This is a genomic window from Kitasatospora sp. NPDC127035 (genome assembly GCF_042726075.1).
GTDB lineage: Bacteria > Actinomycetota > Actinomycetes > Streptomycetales > Streptomycetaceae > Kitasatospora.
In genome coordinates this window covers 1-23,304 of sequence record NZ_JBHXDN010000074.1, presented here as the reverse complement: position 1 = coordinate 23,304, position 23,304 = coordinate 1, and the positions used below count along the sequence as shown (strand labels likewise).

The window sequence follows — 23,304 nt, the reverse complement described above, 5'->3', positions numbered from 1 at the left end:
TAAAACACTTTCACTTTGCTCGGCCTGCTTTTTTTTTTAATACTCCCCCCCCCCCCCCCCCTTGGGGGGGGGGGGGGGGGGCCCCCCCCGCGGGCGGCGGGCCCCCGACCCGCGGTTCTACGAGCAGTAGGAGGCGACGGTGCCCAGGCCCGTGACGTCACCGAAGTTCGCGACGAGGGCCTTCATCTTGTCCTGGAAGTTGCCCGCCTGGACGACCAGCTTGGCGCCCCTGTAGATGCCTCCGAGCTTGGTCAGCTTGGCCGCGAGGAGCGCGTTTCCGGCGATGAACGACATCGGCCGACGAGTCCTGGCCGACCTCATGCCCGACCGGCGCATCCGCACCCGCCCCCGCGTCGTCAAACGCGCGATCTCCAAGTACAACGCCAAAGGCACCATCGACCGGACCAGCTACAAAGCCACCATCAGCATCGACATCCTGACCACACCAGACCCGTGACAGGAATCCGCAAGTTCTATCTACACGGCATTGGGGCTAGACCGATACGAAGCCATCTCCACCGACCGCGCGGCCGACCGCCAATCAGTGCGACAAGCACGGACAGTGACGATTGACGCGCCTAACGTGACCGAGGCCACAGCGCTCCGGTCGGCCATCGGCCGGACCGAATCCGATCGACGCCGACAGGAACGGTCGAAGGCCGGCCCGGAAGATCCGGCCCCGTCGACCAGCACATCGCGGCTACAGCCGACACCTGGCGAAGGTGACGGTCGAACTGGACGGCGGCCCGCCGGACGGCATGGAGACCAAGGTCGACACGACCGACCCCGATCCCTGGGCGGCCATCATCTCGAGGGCCGGCTGCCCGTACCCGGGCGGGCGCGCGTCTACACGCCGGACCCCGCGACAGGCCGGTGGGTATGGCAGGAAGACGTGCCCTGGGAGGCGTTCTAGCAGGCCCGGCCGCACCGGCCAGGGGTGCGGAGGGCGTCAATCCACCTACTGACGGCCAGGCCAGCCGCCACGGCAAGCAACTGTCGGCCCCGCGCTCGCGGGGATTGCTCCTTCTAAGCTCGCGCGCCACCGCGGTTAGCGCCATCGGCCTCGCGTTGCGCTGCAGCAGATCCGCCGCCCGCTCAACGGCATACCAAGATCATATTCGGACGATGTCTTCACACAGGGTCGCCATGGCCAGCACGACGTCGTGGGCTCCCGCGATGTCCGGCTCGGTGTCCGTGTCGGCGTGGGAACCGGTCACCAGGCGGCGCTGGAGCAGGTGCTCGGCCTGTCGCAGGTGCGAGCGGACGGTGGCCGGGTTCATGTCGAGGGCCGCGGCCGCGACATCGACGCGGCCATTGGAGCGGGCCCAGGCGGCCAGTGTCTCGAGGAGGGGTCTGCGGTCGGAGTGCAGCGGCTCGAGGAACTGTCCGGCCCATCGCCGCACTTCGTCGGTGTCGAGGAGCGACCTGATCCCGACGCTTGGTTCGGCGGCCGGCTGGACGCGGTGGTGCCTGCGGGCTCGGACTTCGAGTGCGAGGCCGATGACCGCGCGGTGGGCGATGTCCTGCAGGTCGCAGTCCAGGAGCTCGGCGGCCTCGGCGAGGCGGCGGGCCACCGTGTTGCGGTGGGTTCCGAGGATCCGGGCGGCGGCGGCCGGCTGGAAGTCCAGGCCCAGGCGCAGCGTGGCGAGGAGTTGGTCGCGGCGGCCGTCGGGCAGGTCCAGGAGGGGTGCGAGGAGGGTCCGGGCCCAGGCGCAGGCGCGGGCGTCGAGGACGTGGGCGAGTTGGATCTCGGTGATATAGAGGTGGGCCCGGGCGGTGATGCGGCGAGCGACGATGAGGGCGCGGCTGGCGTCGAGGTAGGCCTGGGCGGTGTCGGCGAGGCGGTGGGGGCTGCTGCCGCCGAGGTAGCGGCGGGGGGCGTGCTGGGCGACGGTGGTGAGGTTGGTGAAGACGTGGTGCTCGGCGGTGCGGCGGGGTGCGACGACGATCACCTCGTCGGGGAAGGCGGGGCAGGCGCTGACGAGCGCGGTGGTGCCGACGGCGTCGTTGCACTGTTGGATGACGGTCGCGCGCTCGGTGTGGGAGGCAGTTTTGAGGACGAAGACGCGGCATTCGTCGGTGTCGAGGATTCCTGGGGCGATGCCGGCGGCGGTGCGCTGGGCGTCGGTCACGTGTCCGGTCATCAGTAGTTGCAGGATGGCTTGGCGTACGGATTCCTCGCCTTGTCTGAGGCGGGCGCGTCCGCGGGCGGCGTCCTCGATGGCGCTTTGGGCGACCAGGAGGTCGAGGGTTCGCGCGATGGCGGTGTTGGTCTGGGGGGTGAAGGCGGGGGCCGCGATGGCGAGTACGGGGGCCGGGCAGGTGTCGCCGATGGTGAAGAGCCGGATCTGGTGACCGGCGGTGTCGAGTGCGGCGGATCCGATGCCGCCGGTGTGGGCGAGTCTGGTGATCTCTTCATGGGCGGGCTGGAGGACGTCGTGGGCGTCGGCGGGGGCGGCGGCGGTGGTCAGCAGCCGGGGGGAGACGACGGTGACGTGGGCGCCGGCGGTGGAGGCGAGCCAGGTGACGAGGCGATGGGTGCCGTCCGGCTGGCCGAGGTGGTGGATCTGTTCCAGGAGTTCGCGGTGTAGCGCGGCGGTCCGGGTCAGTTGGTCCTGGTGTTCCTGTGTGACGGCGCGGTGCAGGAGCAGCCAGGTCGCGGGCTCGTGGCAGATCGTCAGCAGGGGTATCCCGCGGCGTTCGGCGGCGGTGATGCGGGACGCGGCCGTGGTGGTGCGGCCGGTCGGCGGGTGGGCGATGGCAAGCGCTGTCGCCTGGGCGCGCTCGAGGCAGCTCAGCAGGCGGGCCAGTTGGGCCCGGTCGCTCAGTCGTGGGTCTTGGGCCTGGATGACGACGAGGTGACGGCGGATCTGGTCGGGGTCCGGGTCGCTGTCCGGTGTCAGCGCGTGAACGCCTTCGAGTGGCCGGTCGCCGTCGGCGGTGGCGGCTTCCTCGACGAAGCGGAGTTCTGATTTCTCCACGCCGGTCGCGAATCGCAACGTGGGCAATCTGCACCTCCTGGACGTGAGTGCGTGTTCGCACCCTGGTGCGGCGGGCTGGGGTGCCGGGGCCCGGACGGGCCTGAAGGTCTGAACGGATTCAGAGAATGACAGGCCGATCATAGGAAAGAATCCGCCCTGGCGAACACGGTATGCGGTCATACCGACACGTGGCGGTGTGCCGGTGGTTGCGCAGGGCGTACGCGGATGCGTCTGTGCGGGGCGTGGCGGCCCTGTCTGCCTGGTGGGTCGTCGGCCATCGACCCATGGGTGCGCCGTGTCGCCGTGTGGCCTCACGATCGGCTGTCCGCCGCGCCGCCCCACAGAATGCGCGCCCGGCGCTCTGGTGACGGTGTGTTGTGCGCCGGTGTGCGCTGTGCAAGGTTTTGGGGACAATCGTGGTGCTCTCGTTCAGTACCGTCCCTGCCGGGTTCTGATTACGTTCAAGGTGACCCGCCCGGCAGTACGACGCCAGCCGTCGGCCGGAGTGCCCGGGGCCGTCCCGAGAAGCCCTGGCGCTCGGTGTGCGCGGGCGACAAGCACACGAGGAGGTTCCCGACCATGTCACCCAACGCCGTGAACGACCTGTCCGCCATCGCCACCGGCGACCTGCGCGGACTTCTCACGTCCTGCCGAGAGCGTACGGAACTGTCACAGGAGAAGGTCGCCGAGATGATCGGGGTATCGGGCCGTCACTACGGCGACTTCGAGCGGGGCAACGTCCACCGCCCCTCCCGCCTCCTGCTGGACCGGGTCGCCAAGGTGCTGAAGATGAGCGAGGCCGAGGAGCGGTCCATGAATGAGATCGTCCTCGACGGCCCAGGGGTGTGAACTCCGGGTGGCTGACGCGGTGCCGGCTGTGCCCGGCCTCCGGGCTCTTGCCCGGCGCTCCACCCACCCCGCCGCCGACAGTGACCTGCCGCGGCGCCGCGGCACGCGCCGGGCGCGCACCGGCCCCTCACGCAGTGGCCGAACCGGCCGGGCGTTGCCGCCCGGTGTGCGCCGGCGCCAACCGCCGCGGCGGCGCAAACGGCCGGTTGCGTTGTCGCGCCGGGAGCGGGTAGCGCGTTCGGTGGACCTGCGGGGTCCGGCCGACACCGTGGAGCATTCCTGCGGACCGTGCCTCCGCGAGCGGCGGCAGGTGTGGGCGGCCCCCTACAACTCGGGGCCCTCCTTCGGGCACACTGATGGCGAATTCGAGCGTGGACATAGGCCCGCCCTACCCTGAGAGTGGAACCCGTGGTTCTCGGGCCGTGGGGCACGCCTCGGGTCATGCTGCCCAGATTCCGGTGAGCGGCCGTCCCCGAGTCCCGCACACGCTCGGAGAAGTGCGTGTGGCAACCAGAGGAAGAGAGCCGGTCGACCGTGGCCAGAGATGATGAGGGAGCCGCATGCCGGCTTCCCATACGGCCCTGCCGGGACGTGATGTGGAGGCAGAGCTGCTGTGATTCACGCTGACCGCAAGCCCCCAACGCTGGCGGAGAGGATCGAGGCTCTCCGGCGAGCTTCGACCCCACCCGGCGAGAAGCCGCCGTCGGATGCCGCCGTCGTCACGGCGATCGCCGCGCGGCGGGGTGAGTGTCCAGTCGCCGAGAACACTCTCTACAGACTCCGCACGGGCCGGTCCGCGAATCCGAACATGGAGACTCTCGAAGTGCTGGCTGACCACTTCAGGGTCTCCCCCGGCTTCTTCTTTCCCAACTCCATCTGGGGCCCGGAGGAACACCTGGCGCTGGCCAGCGCGCTACGGAGCCCGCAGGTGCGACGACTGTGCGTACGGCTGGGACAGTTGTCCTCGGACAAACTCGAGCAGGTGGACCAACTACTGCTCGACGACGACACCTGAGCAGCCCGCAAAGGCCCGAACCTGCGCTGCTGGCCGACTCCGGTTGTGCGCTCGTCGAGGTCTGTGACGTCGTCATGGTGCGCTCGTGCAGTTGCGACCGCGTGGAGGGTGTCGTGACCGTCCCGGCCCGGATGCGTGCGGGACGTGCAGGAGGAGGCGTGCGCGTAGGCGGCGCGGCCAGTCGGCCGCTGGCCCGCTCCGTGCCCGAGCGGGCCGCCGCCGCGGCCGCGTACAAGGCGGTCTACAAGCGAGCCGGTCTCCCAGCCCCGGGTGTCTGACACCTCGCCGCCCGGGCGCCGGCCGGCACAGATGCGGCCGTCCGTCACCCCTGGCTCCCGTTCCCGGGCGCTGCGGCGGGCCCCGGACCGGGCCTCAGCGGCCGCTCGCAGTACCGCAGGTCCTCCACGGCCGGAGCTTCGAAGTCCTCCACCGCCGGTGCCGGCCGGCTTCCGGCCGCGCGGTGGCGCTCCCTCAGCTCCTGCCGGATGTGCCAGGCACCGGACCAGTGCCACCGCCACAGGTTCCGCGCCGAACGGGCCTCGTCCTGGAGCGCGTCGAAGCGGTCCTCTACGGAGAGGCAGTCTGCCGCCACCGCCTCCTCCCGCAGGCGGGGCAGCGACTCCTGCAGACGCTCGGCGTCGCCGACCGGGTCCCGGGACCCGGGAGCGAGCCCGCGGGCCCTGTCCAGTCAGAGCGGCGGCGGAGGCCAGCCGTTCGGCACCCCGCTTGAGGGCCGTGTACTGCGGGCCGCGGCCGAAGAGCGCGTCGATGCGGAGCATCCCGAGGGTGGAGGTCGCCGCGCCGGCCCGCAGGTCCGCCTGCCACATCTCCCATTCGGCGCGCAGCAGGGCGCGGTCGAGGTCGTCGTCGCCGCGGTGTCCGTGGGGGCGCGGGGCAAGCGGTGCGGTGTCCGGCCCGCCCTCGTCCGCTGTGTCACCGGCGAGGGTCAGCGGCGGGGGGAGCCATTCGGTCCCGGCGGGGGGCCCGGGGTCGAAGGCTTCTTCCAGTGCGGGGTCGGTGGGGTGCGGTTCGGACGGTTCGGGGGCGGCGGGCAGGCCGAGTTCGTCCTCCAGCGCGCGCAGCCACTGCCGGACGGCGGCCTGCTCCTGGACGGTGGGGGACTGGAGGGTCGGGCTGTCCGGCGTGTCGGGGCCGGAGGTGGCCGGGGTGGCGGCGGCGATGATTCCCTGCTCGCGGGCCCAGGCGTTGAGGTCGCGGGCCTGCAGGCAGCGTCGGCGTTCGATGTCGTCCAGGGTCTCCAGTGGGTCGGGTGCGGCGTAGCTCTCTTCCAGGAGGTACTCGAAGGCGAGCTGGCGCAGCGGTTCTGAGGGGGCCGTAGGGGAGGTGAGGAGCAGCCAGGCGCCGTAGAGGTGCTCCGGTGGGACGCTTTCGAGCAGGCGTTGCACGGTGCCGGAGGCGCGCAGGGCGTAGAGGATGGGGGTGCCGGTGACGGCGTGGTGGCCGACCAGGGTGTAGAGCGTGTGCCCGACCTGCCAGGAGGGGCCGATCTCGGTGCTCTCGTCGTCCAGTTGGAGGGCGATGAGCTCGTTGTCGCCGTCGGCCAGGTTGCGTTCGGTGTGTGGGATGCGCAGCCACGGTGACTCGTCCCGTGCGTTGCCCTGTGTCCACCAGTCGGGATGCACTGCGCGGTCCTCCTTGTCCGGCCGCCGGCGGCCGGGGCGGGGCGGGAAGGCCGTCCGTACCCGGCGCGGTGGGGTGGGTACGGTGGCGTCCGGACTGGCCGAGACGGGTGTGGGGGCGGGTCAGCGCGTGCGGCGTTCGTAGCCGTCGTCGTCAGGGGTGAAGACGTCCTCGGTGGTGCGGCCCATCGCCCGCTCCCAGTCCTCGTCGCTCACCTCGTCGCGCTCCACGCGGGTCTCTCCTTGGTCGGCTGGCAGATGGGCCGGGACGGCGAGCGGTCGTGGGGGGGGAGCTCGCCGTCCCGGGTGGCCGGTCCGGGTGGGCCGGGTCCCCCTCACAGTGCACGGCCCAGGAGCGCGGCCGCAGCCTGCCGGGCTGTGGATCCCGCCCGGCGGGATATTCCGTCCGCAGTTTCTGCCAGGCGGGAACAAGCGGCTCGCGGGCTGCCCCGTAGGCCGTGCGGGGGCCTTTCATGGCGGGGCAGGACCCGTCCTCGTCTGTTTCGGCACATCTGCCGGGGGCTGGGCCTTGGGATTCGACGACGGGGAATGGAGGGGTGTCATGGCCTTGAGCGAGCAGCAGCTGTCCTCCTTGGCGGACTTCGCTACTGCCCGGGCGGAGCGGCTGCGGTCGGGGCCGGTAAGCCTGGAGGCCATGCGTCAGCACCTGGAGGCGGGTGACGCCGCGCTGCTGGGCGACTTCCCCGGGGCGCCGGTGCGGTTCGTGGAGCGGTGGTGGCGTGCGGGTGAGGGCTGGTGGGAGCCGCTGGAGGAGGCGGTTGTCGCGGCTCTGGACGAGGAGGCCCGGCGCTGGGCGCTGTCCCAGCAGGCCGTGTTCACCCAGGCCGAGCCGGGCCCGGCGGAGCCTCGGTGAGCGGCCCGGAGGCGTACTCCGAGGAGGCCCTGCTGGGTGCGGTCCTGCAGGATCCCCGTCGTGCGCTGGAGGTGCGTGACTGGCTGCGTGCCGAGGACTTCGCGGATCCGTGGCGCAGGGAGGTCTACCGCACGCTGGTGGACCACCACCTCTACGCCCACCCCGTGGTCCTCGCCGCGCCGCCCCAGCAGCGGACCCAGGTGCTGGGGCGCCTGGTGGTGGAGAATCTGCACGCGCGGGCCGGCGCCGACGGCTGGCAGGTGAGCGGAGCCGGCTGGCAGCAGGTCGCCGCCTACGTCACGAACCTGCCCGCCAGCGTGCCCAACTCCGCCAACGCCGCCCAGTACGGCCGTGTGGTGGCCCAGGCGAGCCTGGAGCGCACGGTCGGCGCGCAGGGACAGTTCGCGGAGCAGGCGGTACTGGCCGCCGTCCTGGCCCGGCCCGAGGAAGGCGCGCGGCTGGCGGGCTGGCTCAAGGCCCGCGACTTCCAGGACCCGTGGATCGGTCAGATGTACAAGGCGCTGGTCGAGGAGAAGCTGTACGCCCACCCCGCCGTCACCATCCGCTCCTCCTCCGCCGAGCGGCAGCAGGTGCTGGCCCGGATGCTCTACGAGCAGTTGCAGCACAAGGCCGCCGACGAGCGCTGGACGGTCCCGGCTTCCGCCTGGCCGGCCGTCGCGCAGCAGATCCACGCCCTCACCACCACCCAGCAGGTCCCCCACCCCGAGCACGCCGCCCAGCTCGGCCAGCGGGTCCTGCAGACCAGCATCCAGCAGCAGGTCGCCGAGGGATCCTGGCGGGTGGAGAACACCCTGCAGATGCCGGGCGCGCCCGCCGCCGAGATGGAGATCAACGCCATGCTCGGTACCCTCCAGCGGCTGGAGGACCGCTGGGAGCAGGCCATGGGCCGCATCGAGGCCGTCGGCGCGGCGCTGGCGCCGCAGGCTTCCCCGCGTCCGGAGATGGCGTTCACCGAGGACGCCGTGCTGTCATCGCTGCTTCGCGACCCCGGACAGATGGAGCAGGTGGGCCGCTGGCTGCGCGCCGAGGACTTCACCCAGCCGGGTCGTGCCCAGCTGTTCACCTCCCTCCAGGACGCGGCCAGCGGCCGCGGCACCGTCGACCCGGCGCTGGTGGTGTGGGACGCCCACCGGCGTGGCGCCGTCGCGCCGGGCGCGCTCGCCCCCGAGCAGGTGTGGGCGATGTACCAGGCAGGCCGGCCCGGCATCGCCCAGGCCGGGGGCCGGCAGCTGGTGGAGGCCAGCATCGTGCAGCACGTGCGCTCCGCGACGTCGGCGATCAACACCGCCGTCGGCGATCCCACCGCGGCCCCCGGCATGGTCATCGGCACCGCCCGCGGGCACCTCCAGCACGCTTCCGCCCAGGCCGCCCGCCTCACCCAGGCCACCTGGTCCCCCGCACGCACCGGCCAGGGGGCGCGGTGAGATCCCCAGCCGCCGCGGTCCGCACACCGGTCGGTCTGCTCGCGCCGTGGCGCCGCCTGCCGCAGCTCGCCGGCGTCCTCACGCAGGCCTTCGCCCCCGCCACCGCCCGCCCCCGGTGGCTGCGCGCCCTGTTCGCCCCGTTCTGGCTGATCGAGACGGTCGTCCACCGCTGCGCGGGCCGGGTGATGGCCCGGGGCCCGGCGACGCTCGTACTGCGTCGGCCCCAGCCCTGGACACGTACCGCCTGGCAGAACGTGCTGCTCCTGCCCTGTACCGTGGCCGCGTTCGCGGCGATACTCGCCCCTGCCGCTGTGGCGGGGGCCGCCGTCGGGGGCGCCGTCGCGGGACCCGATGGCAGCCGGTACTCGATGACCGCGGTGCTGCTCCTGACCGCGGCTCTGCTGATGTGGCAACTCGTCTCTCTCGTCCGGGCGGCCCGTACGGGGGTGCGGCTGCGCCGTGACGTCCGCGTTCTGCGCGGGCCGTGGGCGGAGGTGGGGTCGCTGGCCGGCGGGCGCGACGGGCAGGCGACCCGCCGTCTGGTGCGCGAGCTCCTGGAGTGGGCCGACGACAACGGGATCTCGCTGGTGGCGGTGGCCGCCGACGAGCGGCTCGCCCGCCTCTACGGGCGGGGCGGGTTCGCGCCGCTCTCCCCCACGTCGCCGGTCCTGGTCCGCCGGCCCCGGCCGGCCGGCTCCTCCTGGCGTCGTCCTCCTGCCGCGGAGCGTCGGCGGGAGGGTGTCCGCGGCAGCACGGTGAGCGCGGGTGCCGGCGCGGGGCCGCCCGGGGATGTGTCCCGGGCGGCCCCGCTGGTGAGGGGTCAGGCCCGCGGATCGGTCCAGGTCACCAGAAGCGCGGCCAGCGCGACTCCCGGGCCGAGGCCGAAGACCAGTCCGCGGCCGCCGTCGGTGGGAGGGGTGGCGTAGGTGCGCTCCAGGACGGAGAAGATGGTCGGGCCGCCGAGGTTGCCCTCCTCGGCGAGGACCTCGCGCGAGTGTCGGGTGAACTTGTCGTCGACGTCGAGTGCGGTGGCGAGTTTGGTGAGGATCGCCGGGCCGCCCGGGTGCAGGACGCCGAAGTCCAGGGGGGTGTCGATGTGTTTGGCGAGCCACTCCAGCAGGACGGGCGCGAGGTCGGTGACCGAGCGCAGGGAGGCTCTGGTGGAGGAGAAGTGGTCGCCTCTCTGATCGGTCTCCTTGCGGTAGCGGTCGGTGGTGTGGGGGATCACGTACTCGAGGGTGTGGTCGATGCGAAGGGACGCGGCGGGGCCCAGGGGGCGGGTGGCCACGACGGTGGCGGCCACCAGGTCGCCCCACAGGGCCTTGTAGATGAGGTCCTCGATCGACAGCAGTGACTGCTGGTAGAGGGAGGACAGGAACTCCCCCGCGACGACGAGGACTTTGTGTCCGGGGTACCTGGCCAGGTGCTCCTCGGCCATGATCAGTGCCTGGGTGCCTCCCGCGCACGCGAGCTGTGTCAGGGGGCGGCGCCGGATGTCGGGGCGTAGCGGGAGGGTGTTCTGCAGGTGGACGTCGAGTCCGGGCATGCGGTCGCCGGTGGAGCTGGTGGTGATGATGCAGTCGATGTCGTCGGGGGTGACGCACGCCTGGTCCATGGCGGTCCGGGCTGCTTGTTGGGCGGCTTCGAGGATGACGCCGAAGACGTCGTCCTTGCGCTGGGTGGGACTGCGCTCGGCGACTATCTCCTCGTAGGGACGCAGGTAGCGGCGAGTTCCGGGGAGGTTGGCGAGAGCCTTGCGGACGACCTCGAGCTTGGGGTGGTCGGGGTTCCAGGCGAGGATGTCGTCGCGGACCCGGGTGGCGTGGACGACGTGTTCGCCGAGGACGAGGGCGGGGCGGCTGACGTAGGCGGTGGGAGGGATCAACGCTCGGGTCCCTTCGGGTGCGGCTCGCTGCTGCGGCGGGCCGGTGGGTGTGGTGGGGCCACCGCGGGGCGCGGGCGTCCGCTCCGGCCGGGCAGGTACGGGCGGCGGAGCGCGGTCGGGTGGCGTGGCGCGTGGGCGGTCGCCGTAGGAGGGGTGCGGGCGCGGGCCGGCTCAGGCGCGGGTGCGGTGTAAGGGTGGCGGGCCGGTCCCGGGGCCGGGCCGACGCCACGGATCGGGCCCGTGGCGTGGGCCGTCAGTTCTGCCGGCGGTGTGGTTCACCGTCCGTGCCGGGCGGCGCCGGCGCCCGTACGCGGCCGTGCGAGCAGCGCCGGTGAAGCAGCCGGGACTCCCGCTGGTGACCTTCCCGCGCACGGTGTTGTACGCAGAGTTGCGACAGCTCAGCACCATGACATCCCTCCCCCCGTCGGCGGATGCTGATGTCGATCACGCTACCTGGCGGTGCCGAGCCCGACACCGGCCGCCGGGGAATGGACGCGGTGGTGCACCTTGTGGGTGTCGGTGGTTGACGCTGCGTCGCCCTCTCTGGTTGCCGCCGGTCCCGGTGGTGTCACGGGGTGCCCGCCGCGGTGGCCTGCTGCGTGATCTTGTGCAGCTCGAAGCCGTCCAGAAGCTGCTCCAGCACGGCGCCAGCGTGGGGGCCGCCGTTGGAGTCGGGGCCGAGCAGGTGGTACAGGCAGGCGAGGGTGATGTGTGCGGCACGGGTGACCAGCGGTGCCAGCGCGGTGTCGGGCGTCTGGTCAGCGGCCAGGGCGTAGCTGAAGGGCTCGGCGGCGCTCTCGTGCAGGGAGCGGCCGCCGGGCAGTTGCTCGGCCAGGGCCAGACGGACGAGCTCGACGAAACAGTGCCCCAGCGTGGTCGGGTCGGTGCTGAGCAGGCCGTGGTCAAGCTGGTCGAGGACGCCGGTGATCTCGCGCAGGTGTGCGGCGCTGGGGGCCGGCTGGTCGCCCAGGAGCCGGGCGGCCAGGGGGTGGTGGTGCAGGCTGGCCGCGCGCAGCGCGGTGCAGGCCAGGCGGGCGAGGGCGCCGGTGAGGGCGATGGCCGCGTCGTCCGCCACGAGCGGGGGGTGGCGGTCGGCGAGGTCGCGCAGGGCGTCTGCGGTGTCGGCGGTGAGGGTGGGACCGGCGGCCCGGCGTGCGAGGTGCAGCGCGAAGATCTCACTGTCCTCGTAGAGGCGCCGGTAGGGGTCGCGGGACACGGCGCTCTCCGGTGGGTGGGGCAGGGCGCCGGGGGCCCGGGGCTCTGCGATCGGTGTGCCGGGTACGGGTGTTGCCCGGTGTCCAAGGTGTATCACCCCGGGGCAAGAGGGTGCTGTGCCCGGCCCCGCCCGCCGGGGCGGGCGGGCTCAGGTCTGGGCGAGGACGGTGGTGCGGGTTGCGGGGCGGCGGCGCTGTCCGTCCGTCTCGGGGCTCTTGGCGGGGGCGGGGTCGGTGGTCTCCTTCGCCTTGTTCCTGGCCTGGGTGCGGGCGGCGCGGTAGCGGATGGAGCGCCGTTCCTTCTCACTGACGCCTCCCCACACACCGGCTTCCTGATGGGTGGCCAGGGCCCAGAGTCGGCATTCGGCGCGTACCGGGCAGCGCTGGCACACGGCCTTGGCCTGGTCGATCTGCAGGAGGGCGGGGCCCTGGTTGCCGACGGGGAAGAACAGCTCGGGGTCTTCTTCGCTGCACAGGGCGCGGTGCAGCCAGTCGCGCCGCGGGGCCTGGCGGTCTTCACGGTGGGTCATCGCGTTCCTCGCTTCACGATGGTGGGACGGGTCTCGCGCCGGGGCGGCTTTGGAGCCGGACGCGGTCCGGCGGCGGTGGTGGCGGCTGGCCCGGTGGGGGCGGCCGGGAGGGTTCCGGTGAGACGCTCGGCGAGCTGCCGGCGGTGGCGGGCCAGACGGCCGGCGCCCTCGCTGTCGCCCGGCGGGGGCGGTGCGGGCAGATCCATGACCGCGCGCAGGGCCCTCAGTGCCTCCACGGTGGCGGGTCTGTCCTTGCCGGTGATCTCGTTGAGGCGCTGACGGGCGGCGTCGGCGCGTGAGCGCGCCTCGCTGATCTGCTCGGCGGTGGGCGCGAGGCGGGCTCGGGGGTTGCGGTCGGCCGCGAGGAGGTCGTCCAGCGCGCGGGTACGGACGTCGACGGCGTTGCGCGCGCGGGCGACGGCCTCCTGGTCGATGTCGGCGGCGAGCTGGTCGCCGAGGCGGTGGCCGGGGCGGGGGAAGTGCGCGGCGACGGTGGCCCGCACCGTGCGGCGCTGCTCGTCGAGGGCCTCGTCGAGCAGGGCACGTGCGGCGTCGAACGCCGCGACGTAGGCGGCCTGCTCGGCGAAGTGGACCTCCATCGGGCGCAGGGCACGGCTCTGGGCTGCGGTGCGGGCCGCTTCGGCGGCCTTGCCCGCGAGGGAGTGCAGGTGCGGTTCGTGGGCGCCTGCGGCGCGTTCGGCGTCGGCGAGGGCGAGCAGGCGGCCCATGATCGTGTGGCGCCCGGTGGTCTCGGCGGCCTGGTTCGCGGCGAGGACGGTGGTGCCTTGCGAGCCCGCGGGCCTGATGCCGTGGTCGATCTCGCGCTGGGCGTGGGCGACGTAGGTGTGGGCGTGGGTGAGGGCGGCGTCGGCGTCCTCGGCCGCCCGTTGCGCGGAGGGCACGCGGCGGCGCCAGTGGAGGGCGGCGTCGGCGTCCTGGGCCGGCTGGTCGGGGATCGGGAGGGGCTGCGGCGGTCGCAGGACGCCGGCTGCGGCCGCGCGCACCCGCTCGCGCACCTCGCCGTCCAGCGGCAGGTGGTCCAGCGCCTTGGCGAGGGCGGCTTCGACGCGGCGGCGGTCGGCTTCTCCGGTGGGGGCGTCACTGTGCGACGCGGGGTCTGCGGATTCGGTATACGCAAGGGCGGTGAACGTCTCGATCCGGGCCGGGTGCCGTTCGGGGACAAGGACCAAGAGGTCGCGCTGCAGGTCCACGGCGGCCTCGCGCCACTGGGAGCGCTGGGCGTCGGTGAGGTGGGCGGGGGGCCGGGCGGTGAGCGGGTCGAGGTCAACCAGGCGCTCCAGGTACCAGGCGGCGGCGGCCAGGACGGCGGGCTCCGTAGGCCCCGGCCAGACGGGGCTGAGGATCCGCCAGTTCGCCGCGAGTGCCTGCCGGTCCTGGTGGCGGACCGGTCCGGCGGCCTGGCGGATGGCGCGGACGGTGCGCAGGGCCGCCGTCACCAGTGGCACGTGTGACTGCTCGGTGCCCGGGTAGCGCGCCGCGAGTTCGGTGAGGACGCCGGCGCCGGGCGGCGCGGTGAACTGGGCGCCCCAGGCCGCGCCGGCGCGGTGCCAGTCCGGTCCGGCGGGCGCGGTGGTGTACGGCTCGTCCTCCCGGTCCCACAGGCGGTCCTCCAGCCAGTCGGCCTGCGCCGTGCGCAGCGTGTCGTGGCGCGGGTCGTCCGCGGGCAGTTCGGCCAGGGCGTGTTCCACGATCTCGCCGGGCCGCACCGGCAGCAGGGGGCCGTCGGGGGCGGTGGCGTGGGCCATGACCTCCAGGTGGCCGATCCGGTCGGTGGCCAGGAAGGTGTGCGCGGCGGTGACCGGGTCGGCGGTGAGCAGTGAGGGCCCGTCCGTGCCGCCGAGGTACTGGTTGGTGTAGACGGAGGTGAGCGCGTAGCTCACGGGGTCGGGCGGTGGTGTCGGCTCGGTCAACGGCCTGCCTCTCGTGCGTGGGGGCGGGGTTGGGGGGATCGAGCGTGCGGGAGCGGCGTACCGGGCGGCAACCGTTGCCCGGTGCTGCTCCCGATGGGCGGGAGCGGTGGTGCGCGCCTTCCGTCTGACGGGATCGTGCGCGGCCGGGGCGGGGGGTCGGCGCGGATGTTCCGATCACCGTCGGCGGCGTCCTCCCGGGCGGCGCGGGCGGCCGGACTTGGCGCCGGGCACGGGGCGCGACGGCGGGGATGCGGGGGTGCGGGCGGCGGCCTGGGCGGCCTGCTGGGCTGCGGTCTGCAGGCGCTCGCGGTCTTCCTCGCGGCGTACGCGCAGCAGGTGAAGGCGGTCGGTGATGCGGGCGGTGCGGTAGAGGTCGAGGGCCTGGGAGAGGTGGGTCCACTCCTGCCCCGGTCCCCGGTCGGGGGGCGGGCCGAGCGGGTCGGTGCCGGTGACGCCGTGGCGCAGCCGCCAGTGGGCGATGTCGGTCACCAGACGCCGGTAGAGATGCTGCTGGCCGGTGTCGTTCTCGTCGGGGGCGGGGATCTGCTCGACCCACTGCGCGGGTGCCTTCCGGCCGGCGAGGGCTGCGGCCAGGGCGTCTTGGCCCAGGTGCTCGGCCTGGGGCAGCGGGAGCGGCGTCGCAGGGCGCCGGTCGGTGGCGGGCGCTGCCGGGTCCGGGGCGGAGGCGGCGGCCGGGGGTGGCGCTGCGGTGCCCGGGTCGGGGTGGGAGGGGTGGGCGGTGGTGCGCAGCTGTCGTACGCGGGCGAGCTGGTTGAGGGCTTGGCGGGTGAGGTGGGCGGTCGGCGCCGGGTGGGGTTGGTGGGCGGTTCGCACGCGGTGGTGCAGGGCGCGGATGCGGGCGTCGAGGGCGTCCCAGGCGGCGGCGTGCTGGGCGGCGTCGGGCTTCGGGCCGAGGCCGTCGGTGTGGGCGGGGATCTGGCGCAGGATGCGCCAGGCGTCGGTGAGGGCGGCGGTGCGCTCCCACTGTGCGCGCAGTGCGGCTCCGGCCTGCGGGGGCGGGAGGGGGCCGAGCGGGGCGGCCCAGGCGGGGGTGTCGGCGGCCAGCTGGGCGCCGCGGGCGGCGAGGTGGCGTTCGACGATGTCGCGGCGCGCGCTCAGGTGCCGCCGCCAGGCGTCGGGGGTGGGCGGGTCGTCGAGGGCGGTGGTGGGGGTGAGCCAGTCGGGCAGGTCGCCTTCGTGGCTGGTGTCGGTGGGCGGGCGGTCGGGCAGCATGCGGCGCAGGTGGCGTTCGGCGCCGGCGCGGGCGGTGACGGCCTCGGCCCGCTGCCAGGCGTCGCGGGCCGCGTGCTGGCGCAGCTGGGCGCGTTCGGCGTCGGCGGCGGCCGCGGTGGCGGGGTCGGGGGCGGTGGCAGGGGAGCCTGGGCGGGTGCGCTGGTGGTCCTCCCGGCAGCGGTCGCGCCAGGGCATCTGGCGGCGCAGCGTCTGCTCGGCACGCAGGGCCACCAGGTCTTCGACGGCGGCGAGTTCGGTGCGGTGGTCGCCTTCGTCGGCGGCCCGCAGTGCGGTGCGGCGCGCGGCGCGCAGCCGGTCGGCGAGCTGGCCCGGGGTGAATGTGCCGTAGGGGCGTTGGGGCCAGGCCGGGTGGCGGCGGCCGGCGGCGGTGACCGGTTGGGGGGTGGCGGCGGCTTGGACGTCGGCGGCGTGCAGCTCGGTCAGGGCCCGGGTGCGGTGCGTGGCGGCGAGGGCGGTGATGCGCTCCAGCTGCTCGTCGGTCAGGGTGCGCAGTAGGCGGGCGGCCGGGTTGGGGTCGGCGTCCGCGTGGGCTTCGGCGGCGCGGGCGGTGCGCAGGCGGCGGTCGATTCTCCACGCCAGGACCGCGCCGGGTACGTCCAGGCCGGCCAGGGTTCGTTCGCGGTGGGCGGCGGCCAGGATCCGCTCGGGGGTGAAGCCGGTGCGCTCGGCGCGGCCGAGCGCGTTGACGATCGCGGTGAACGCGTCGGCGGTGATGAGCGCTTCGGCGGGCGGTCCCAGGGCGGTGCGGGCCGCGGCGGCGTAGCGCTCGCGGGTGGCCCGCTCGGCGGCGTCGGTGTACTCGGCGTGGAGCTGGCCGATGCCCCAGGCGCGTTCCTGCTGTTCGCGGATCGTCTGACGGGCGGAGGGCGCGAAGCTGCTGTAGGTGGCGATGCGCAGCAGCGCCTCGTCCAGGCTCTGGTCGTCCTCGAGGGCGATGTAGAGGTGGTTGCCGGTGCGGCCTCGGGTGGCGGCGACGTAGGCGGCCTCGCGGGAGGTGCGGGTGGTGAGCAGGGCGTGGGAGCGGGTGACGGTCATGCCCTGGGCGCGGTGGATGGTGGAGGCGTAGCCGAGCTCGCAGTGGGCTTTGAGGTAGTCGGCGGGCAGGGTGAGGCGGCCGCGGTGCTGGGTGTGGCGTGCGATGGCGTCGCCGGTGGGGGTGTAGCGCTCGATGGCCCACACGTCGCCGTTCTTGACGAAGTCGCGGCCGCTGAGGCAGGTCAGGCGGCGCTGGTTCTGGCGGGTGACGACGAGGTCGCCGACGTGCGCGTGGTGGCCGTCGCGCAGTTTGGCGGGGCGCGGGCGCCAGCGGGAGGGCTTCAGGAGCTGGCCGCGTTCCATGCGCCAGGCCTGGGCGCGGCGGTTGAGGGCGGCGACGAGGTCGCGGTCGGGGGCGGTCATCAGCGGGGTGCGGCCGGCGCTCAGGTCGCGGCGCCAGGCGGTGAAGACGGCGTCCGCCATGGCGGCGGTGTCGCCGCCCTGGATCCGGCCCTGCTTGCGGTACCAGGCGAAGGCCTCGCCGGGGTCGCCGTCGCGCAGGGCGAGGGAGGCGGCGGCTTCCTGGGGGTGGCGGAAGCGGTGGACCTCGGTGAGGTGGACGGCCCCGACCGCGGACTGCAGCAGGCGCAGCACGCCGCCCGCTTCGACGGCGGTGAGCTGCGCGGGGTCGCCGATGAGGCGTACGTGGGCGCCGGCCCGCTCGGCGCGGCGCACGATGGCGGCGAGCTGGGTGGTGGCGGCCATGCCGGCCTCGTCGACGATGATCACGTCTCCCCGGCGCAGTCGCTCGGTGCGGGGCAGGACGAGGTTGCCGGCGTCGGCCAGGCGCTGGCGGCGCAGCCAGGAGTGGAGGGTGTGGGCGGGGCGGCCGAGTTCTTGGGCCATGACGTGGGCGGCGCGGGCGGAGGGGGCGAGTGCGACGGTGGTGCGGCCGGCGGCGCCGATGGCGTTCGCGGCCAGGCGCAGCGCGGTGGTCTTGCCCGCTCCGGCCGGTCCGATCGCCGCCACGAGGGTGCGGTCGGAGGTGGCGAATGCCTTGGCCATGGCGCGCTGACCGGGGTCGAGGGGGCCCTTGTGGCGGGCCTCGATGCGTTGGAACCGGTGCTCGCCGCAGGCTGGTTTGGTGGGGCGGCGGGCGGCGGCGACGATGCGGTCCTCGGCGGCGAGGATCTGTGGTGTGGTGTAGAGCTCGGCGCCGCGGCGCCGGTAGACGCTGGTGCCGTCCGCGCGCTGCAGGGGGGCGAAGGCGGGGTTGATGTCGGGTGGGGTGAGGTCCAGGCACAGCTGCCGTAGGGCGTGGTCGCAGATCCGGTCGGCCCAGCCGTCGCCGGCGCGGCCGCCGGTGGTGCGGGTGACGTATCGGTGGGCCTCGGCCAGGAGGTGGCGTTTGCCGAACACGGCGCGGTGCAGGGAGACGGTGGCGACCACCTCGCGGGCCGCCTTGTCCAGGTGAAGGTGGGGCGGGCCCTTGTCCCGGCGCACCTCGCGGCCGGCGGCCTTTGCGTTGCGCAGGAGGTTGTCGACCAGGGGTCGGCCGAAGGCTGCCGCGACGCCCAGCTTCCAGTTCTCGCGCAGCACCGCCAGGGGGCGGGCCTGTTTCTTGGAGGGCCGGGTCTCCAGGGAGGCGCGGTGCTGCAGGGCGATCCGGGCAGGCAGTGAGGGCTCCTTGCCGTGCGCGGCGCGGTAGGCGTCCAGCAGGGCGGGCATCCGCTCGCGCACCGCCGCGGCCCGCACCGACGAGGCCTTGATCAGCCCGGGGCCGATGCCGGCGATCTCCATCACCGGGCGGCGCCCGTCCGCGCTGGGGCGCTCTGTCACCGCCAGGTCCAGGGCGCTGCACACCCGGCGCAGGACCTCGGCGTTGTAGACCTCGGACGCGCAGACGGCCTGGGCGAGCAGCAGCCGGCCGTCGATGGTGCGCCACCGCCCGTCCGGGCCCTGCACTTTGTTGGCGAGCAGCACGTGGTCGTGCAGGAGCGCGTCCCCGCACCGGGAGTCGAAGTGCCGGAACTGCGCCGCCACCAGGCCGGAGGTGACGTCGTGCTGCGCGACGCCGCCCGGTCCGCAGCGGGTGGCCAGCGCGTTGTCCTCGATCCACACCAAGGTGGCCGCGATGGCCTCCTCATGGGCCTTCTCGACCGTCTGGCGGACGTCGTCATCTCCCAGGGCCCACAGCAGGCTGACGCTCTTGGAGGGGCGGAACACCGTGTGGAAGGCGGCCACCGGCTGGCGCGCGGGACGGGTACGGCGGGTGATGTAGCGGTTCAGCTCGCTGCCGTCGAGGGGCTCTCGCTCGAACTCGGCCTTGAAGGCCTTGGCGCCGGTCTGCCGGCGGATCGCCCTGCGCTCGTCGGTGGTGGGCGGGCGCCCGGTGCGCTGCTCCCACTCCTTGGTGTGCTGCTCGATGGCGAGGGCCAGCTCGGTCGGCTTCTGCCCGAACTGGTAGAACCCGGCGCCCAGGCGTGCGGCGTTCCGGGCTTGGCGCGGGGTGTCGCCGGCGCGCAGCCGCTCGGTGATGATCTCGTCCGCGCGGGGGTGCAGTCCTTCCCCGAACAGGGCTCTCATCTGTGCTTCTGTCACCTGGCCGGACACGCCGAGGAGGGCCGCGGCCCGGCCGCTCCACTGCCCGGGCGGCACCCCGGCGGCCGTCTGGTGCTCGGCCAGGTCCCGGCCTCGCGTGCGCAGCTCGTCGCCGGTGGCGATCTGGCGCATCAGGTAGACGTACCCGTTCCCGGGCGTCATCTTCGCGAAGGCCACCGTCATGGCCGTAAGGGTCGGTTTCCCGGCTGCGGTGATGCAAGAGTTGTTGGGATCTCGGTCCCGGTTTCCCGCCCTGCGCGGAGGGTGCGGTGGGGTGCGCACTGCGGCCGGTATGCCTGGGCGGGGGTGTTCTCGCTGGTTGTGGCGGTGAGGGTGGAGGTGCGGGCGCGGTGCGGCGGTGTCCGGGCCGGTGGGAAGTTCATGGGCCGGCGGGTGGTGAACTTTCCGCCTGGCGGGATCTGGGGCGGTGCGGGCTTTCGTCCTCGGGTGGTGGCGCGGTTGCCTGGGGGTGCGGTGTCCCGGTGTGGGGCGCGCTGTCAGGTGCGGGGTGCCGGCTCGGTCCGGGTCCCGGGAGGGAAGAGGGGTCGGTCCGTGGTGGCGAAGGGTGCGGGGGTTGAGCGGGGTGCGGTGTCGTCGGTTGCGGCCCGTCGGCGGGCGCGGGAGTTGCGGGTGGAGTACGAGGCCCGTGGCGTGGCGCTGGCCGAGGGTGCGGAGGAGTTCCTGACGTTGTTGGAGCGTGCCGACCGGGCGGTGGAGGGGTTGGAGCAGCAGATCGTGAAGCTCCGGGCGGCGCGGGAGAAGGCGGGGCGTGAGGGGTGGGAGGCAGGCGCGCGGGTGGCGGCGCGGATGAAGGGTCTCCAGGTGCGGGGGGTGGGGGTGAGTGAGGCGGAGGTCGCGGAGCGGCTGGGGGTGGAGGTGGGTGAGCTGCGGCGGATGCTGGCGTTCGTGAGGTCGTCCGGGGCCGGGCGCGGCGATGAGGTGGGTTCCGGGCCGGTGGATGCGGTGGTGGTGCCGGGGGGCGGTGGGGGGCGGGAGGGTGGCGGGGCGGTGGGGGTGCCGCCGGCGAGTACGCCGCCGGGGCCGGGTGCGGTGGGTGTGGGTGTACCGGCGCGGCCGGGCACCGCGCCGGGTTCGGGTGACGGTCGGGGGGTGCGGTGATGGCCCAGGTGTCGGAGGTGGCGGCCGGGGAACTGGACCCGTCGTGGCTGGGGGGTGCGTTCGAGGTGGTGGAGGAGGGCCCGGACGGGCCGCTGGTCCACGGGATGCGGCTGGTGTCGTACCGGAAGGTGGTGGGGCGGGAGAAGGTGGTGCTGGTGGGTGAGAGCACCAGCGTGGTGGTGGGAGCGGAGGTGGGGTTGGCGTTCCATGTCGCGGCGGCGGTGCCCGGGCGGTTCACGGGGGCGGTGGTCGACGGCGGTGTGGCTGGACCGGCGCAGCCGGCGGCGGTGGGTCAGCCGGTGCCCGCGGTGGGGTGGCCGGGGGCGGGCGGGTATCCGCCGCCCGGGCCGGTGCAGGCCCCCGGGCCGGTGGGGCCGGGACCTGGTGTTCCCCCGCCGGGACCGGGCGCGGCCGCGCCGTGGATGCGCAGGCCGCCGCAGGGCTGAGGCGCTGCTGCGGGAACGGCGAACGGGGGGCCGCTGCCCTCTCCCGGGTGGGAGGCGGGCGGCGGCCCCCCGTTGGTGGTGGCGGGCTGTGTGGTGGGGCGGTCATGCGGCCAGGTGGTGGCCGGGCGGGCCGCGCGCCTGGAGGGAGTGGAGGACGACCCGGGCGATCTCGGCCGCGCACTCCGGGGGTCAGGGTGGCGCCTTCGCCGCGCTGGGCGGCGGCGAGGCCGGCGAGGGTGCTGTGCGGTGGTCGGCGACCGTGGGGTGCGGCTGGTGGCCGGCTGTTCCCGGTCGGGTACCGGGCCGTTGCCGCGGTGCGCCCGGGGCTGTCGGTAGGGACAGCCCCGGGCACGGGGGGTTCAGGGTTCTCAGGCGGTGCTGTCGGGCTGGCTGTCGGGGATGGTGGAGGTCTCGGCGATCGCGGCGACGTCGCCGTGGAACGCCTGGCGCAGGGTGGTGATCGGGTGCCTGTCGGGGGTGGTGAGGGCTTCGACGATCGCGGCGGCTGTGGCGGCGACGTCGCCGTTGAACGCCTGGCGCAGGGTGGTGATCGTGTACCCGTCGGGGAACGTGCGGGCGTCGATCGGCCAGGACTTGTGCGTTCGCTGCTCGTTGTTGCTGGAGTCGGTGAGGAGTCCGACGGCGAGCAGGTGCAGTCGGTGTATGGCGCGCCGCCAGTTGTCCAGTGTGTGGGCGGCTCGGGTCTGGGCCTGGGCGGTTTCGGGGAGCGGGACCTGGAGGGTGGCGTCGGTCCCGGTGTGCTGGGGGTACAGCGCGGCGAGGACTGCGGGGTGGTCTTCGGTGTGCTCGATCGCTCCCTGGGTCAGGGCGTCGGCGTACAGCACGATGGCGTTCGCGACCCCGTTGGGCTCGGCGTTGACGATCTGCTGGAGTACCCGGCGCAGCTGGGGGGTGAGGGGCTGGCGGGAGGTGCGGGGGCCGGGCCGGCACTGGTCGCAGGTGGCGGTGGGGTGGTGGGCGCGGGCGGTGTGGCGGACCCAGGCGGTGACGGCGGCCGGGGTGTTCACCGGGAGGCGGGTGGCGTGCTCAAACCAGGTGTGGGGGAGGTCGTGGGCGGGGGCGGTGATGTGGTGGACGTTCACCTGGTGGCAGGCGGTCGTGTACGGCATCGGGGTGTCGGTCATCAGGATGCCGTCGTTCCACGCGGTGGTGGTCAGTCGGCCGGTCCGGGTGTCGTGCAGGAGCAGTATGTCGATGCGGCCTGGGCCGGGGGGTGTGGCGTGGTGCTTCATCCTGGCGATGGTGTTCATGGCCTGGATGGCGGTGTCGAGGAGGGTGGCGCCGTGGACGGCTTCGGTCGGCTGCTGGCCCGGGGCGGTGGTGGGGTGGGTGGTGTCGGTCAGGGTCCAGGTGACCTCGAAGTCGGTGGTGTCGTAGGGGCCGTTCGGTTGGGGGGCCGGGGCCGTGCGGGGGTCCGGGCCGGGGCTCGGGTGGGGGGTGGGGGTCTCGTCGTGGTGGGCGGGCTCGTCGTAGCGGGTGCGCGGATGGGCGTCGCACTGGACGGTGACGGTGAAGCCGTCGGTGTGGCACAGCCGCGGGGGCTGGCCGGGGTGGGGGTTCCAGTCGGGGCCGAACTGGCGGGCGAGGAGTGTCAGCAGGTCGCTGGCGGTGAAGCTGGTCGATTCGGGGTCGATGAGCACGCGGTCGATGGGCATGGTGTGGTGTCTCCGGGTCGGTGTCGGGGGTTGGTGGTCGGCACGGTAGGAGTGGCTGACGGCCGGTCAATCCCGGTCTTGCGTGCGGCTGGTGGCCCGTGGTGACAGGGTGGCTGGTCGGCCGTCGGCCGGGGGCGGCGGCATCTGGTTGGGGGCGGGGCACGTGGACGGCGGTGCCGGGCGCCCGTGTGGGCCGGGGCGCAGCTGCGCCGGGCCGGGCCGGGGTGGTGGCGGGCTCTGGTCGGTACGGCCGCCGGCACGGCGGGCTGCGGCCGGACATGGCAGAAGGCCCGCACCACCACGCTGGGGGAGGGCGTGGCGGTACGGGCCTGGCTGGGGGCGGCCGACCGCCCCCGAGGGGGCGGGGGCGGTCGGCCGGGCACCCCGCCCACCCCGGGGGGGTGAGGGCGGGCGGGGCGGTCTCGGGGGGCTGGCCGGAACCCCCCGGGGGTGGGGGTCCGGCCAGCCGGGCCGCCCGATACGGCCACGCGGGCCCGGTGTGGTCTGCCGGGGCGCGGCCGGGACGGCCAGGGGGCACCCCGGCCCGGTCTCCTGCATGTAGGGCGCGGGTGGGTGGTGCCCCCGCAGGGTGCCTCGACCCGTCCATCCGGCGCAGCGGGGGCGGGGAGGTAACCCGGGGGAAGGCCCGCACTACCGCAGCACCGCCCACGGGGTGTGCTCGACGCGGTGGCCGGGCGGGAACAGGACACACCATAGGCACCACACCCCACCGGTCAACCCCCTTCCGGCGAGGCGGTGTCGGCGGCCGGGCGGGCACTGCGGACCGACGGCCCTCGGCCGTAGGAGCGGGGCGGGACCCTGCCACTCCCCCGCCCCGGCCCTACGGCCGGCCGCAGCACCCCGACACC

16 protein-coding genes and 1 pseudogene are annotated in these 23,304 nt (G+C 74.2%); 8 read left to right on the top strand and 9 right to left on the bottom strand.

Annotated features, from left to right (window positions below):
• Window positions 1–117: 117 nt before the first annotated feature.
• Window positions 118–294 (bottom strand): hypothetical protein, encoded by a 177-nt coding sequence (locus ACFWIC_RS34375; RefSeq protein ID WP_380520826.1) that lies wholly within the window; start codon window positions 292–294, stop codon window positions 118–120.
• Here ACFWIC_RS34375 and ACFWIC_RS34370 point away from each other — a divergent pair.
• On the top strand, window positions 284–457 hold the full coding sequence (locus ACFWIC_RS34370; protein WP_380520825.1) for a hypothetical protein: 174 nt from the start codon (window positions 284–286) through the stop codon (window positions 455–457). The two genes, ACFWIC_RS34375 and ACFWIC_RS34370, sit on opposite strands and share 11 nt — an antisense overlap.
• A gap of 655 nt (window positions 458–1,112) precedes the next feature.
• Here ACFWIC_RS34370 and ACFWIC_RS34365 read toward each other — a convergent pair.
• Window positions 1,113–3,008, bottom strand: coding sequence for a helix-turn-helix domain-containing protein (locus tag ACFWIC_RS34365; RefSeq protein ID WP_380520824.1), 1,896 nt, complete (start codon window positions 3,006–3,008; stop codon window positions 1,113–1,115).
• 552 nt (window positions 3,009–3,560) lie between these two features.
• Here ACFWIC_RS34365 and ACFWIC_RS34360 point away from each other — a divergent pair.
• Both ACFWIC_RS34360 and ACFWIC_RS34355 read left to right on the top strand, forming a co-directional pair.
• Window positions 3,561–3,830: a helix-turn-helix transcriptional regulator gene (locus tag ACFWIC_RS34360; protein ID WP_380520823.1), complete on the top strand. Its 270-nt coding sequence runs from the start codon at window positions 3,561–3,563 to the stop codon at window positions 3,828–3,830.
• Window positions 3,831–4,638: 808 nt separating this feature from the next.
• Window positions 4,639–4,845 carry a hypothetical protein gene (locus ACFWIC_RS34355; protein WP_380520822.1) on the top strand — a complete coding sequence of 69 codons (207 nt, stop codon included), beginning with the start codon at window positions 4,639–4,641 and terminating at the stop codon, window positions 4,843–4,845.
• Between the two features lie 322 nt (window positions 4,846–5,167).
• On the opposite strand, the gene ACFWIC_RS34350 is transcribed toward ACFWIC_RS34355, so the two are convergent.
• Complete coding sequence (locus tag ACFWIC_RS34350; protein ID WP_380520821.1) at window positions 5,168–5,437, bottom strand: hypothetical protein; 270 nt, start codon at window positions 5,435–5,437, stop codon at window positions 5,168–5,170.
• 1,610 nt (window positions 5,438–7,047) lie between these two features.
• On the opposite strand from ACFWIC_RS34350, the gene ACFWIC_RS34345 reads away from it, so the two are divergent.
• From ACFWIC_RS34345 to ACFWIC_RS34335, 3 genes are read left to right on the top strand one after another with little or no spacing between them, the layout of a single operon-like run.
• Entirely contained in the window at window positions 7,048–7,359 is a 312-nt protein-coding gene (locus tag ACFWIC_RS34345) for a hypothetical protein (protein WP_380520820.1), read from the top strand.
• Complete coding sequence (locus ACFWIC_RS34340; protein WP_380520819.1) at window positions 7,356–8,804, top strand: DnaB-like helicase N-terminal domain-containing protein; 1,449 nt, start codon at window positions 7,356–7,358, stop codon at window positions 8,802–8,804. Before ACFWIC_RS34345 ends, ACFWIC_RS34340 begins: the two co-directional genes overlap by 4 nt.
• Window positions 8,801–9,730: a hypothetical protein gene (locus ACFWIC_RS34335; RefSeq protein ID WP_380520818.1), complete on the top strand. Its 930-nt coding sequence runs from the start codon at window positions 8,801–8,803 to the stop codon at window positions 9,728–9,730. The genes ACFWIC_RS34340 and ACFWIC_RS34335 overlap by 4 nt, the downstream gene beginning before the upstream one ends.
• Here ACFWIC_RS34335 and ACFWIC_RS34330 read toward each other — a convergent pair.
• The 5 genes and pseudogenes from ACFWIC_RS34330 to mobF form a co-directional block, all read right to left on the bottom strand.
• On the bottom strand, window positions 9,625–10,689 hold the full coding sequence (locus ACFWIC_RS34330; protein ID WP_380520817.1) for a PhlD: 1,065 nt from the start codon (window positions 10,687–10,689) through the stop codon (window positions 9,625–9,627). The two genes, ACFWIC_RS34335 and ACFWIC_RS34330, sit on opposite strands and share 106 nt — an antisense overlap.
• 568 nt (window positions 10,690–11,257) lie before the next feature.
• On the bottom strand, window positions 11,258–11,905 hold the full coding sequence (locus ACFWIC_RS34325) for a hypothetical protein (RefSeq protein WP_380520816.1): 648 nt from the start codon (window positions 11,903–11,905) through the stop codon (window positions 11,258–11,260).
• Between the two features lie 249 nt (window positions 11,906–12,154).
• A pseudogene (locus ACFWIC_RS34320) lies at window positions 12,155–12,433 on the bottom strand (WhiB family transcriptional regulator); the annotation flags it as partial.
• Complete coding sequence (locus tag ACFWIC_RS34315; protein WP_380520815.1) at window positions 12,430–14,334, bottom strand: hypothetical protein; 1,905 nt, start codon at window positions 14,332–14,334, stop codon at window positions 12,430–12,432. The pseudogene ACFWIC_RS34320 and the gene ACFWIC_RS34315, both read right to left, overlap by 4 nt.
• 204 nt (window positions 14,335–14,538) lie before the next feature.
• On the bottom strand, window positions 14,539–19,377 hold the full coding sequence (mobF, locus tag ACFWIC_RS34310; protein WP_380520814.1) for a MobF family relaxase: 4,839 nt from the start codon (window positions 19,375–19,377) through the stop codon (window positions 14,539–14,541).
• 369 nt (window positions 19,378–19,746) lie between these two features.
• Here mobF and ACFWIC_RS34305 point away from each other — a divergent pair, with 369 nt between their 5' ends.
• The gene (locus tag ACFWIC_RS34305) at window positions 19,747–20,313 is read left to right on the top strand and encodes a hypothetical protein (protein WP_380520813.1); all 567 of its coding nucleotides are present in this window, start codon (window positions 19,747–19,749) and stop codon (window positions 20,311–20,313) included.
• Window positions 20,313–20,759 carry a hypothetical protein gene (locus ACFWIC_RS34300; RefSeq protein WP_380520812.1) on the top strand — a complete coding sequence of 149 codons (447 nt, stop codon included), beginning with the start codon at window positions 20,313–20,315 and terminating at the stop codon, window positions 20,757–20,759. Before ACFWIC_RS34305 ends, ACFWIC_RS34300 begins: the two co-directional genes overlap by 1 nt.
• 368 nt (window positions 20,760–21,127) lie before the next feature.
• On the opposite strand, the gene ACFWIC_RS34295 is transcribed toward ACFWIC_RS34300, so the two are convergent.
• Window positions 21,128–22,435, bottom strand: a complete 1,308-nt coding sequence (locus tag ACFWIC_RS34295) for a hypothetical protein (RefSeq protein WP_380520810.1) — start codon at window positions 22,433–22,435, stop codon at window positions 21,128–21,130.
• Window positions 22,436–23,304 lie beyond the last annotated feature (869 nt).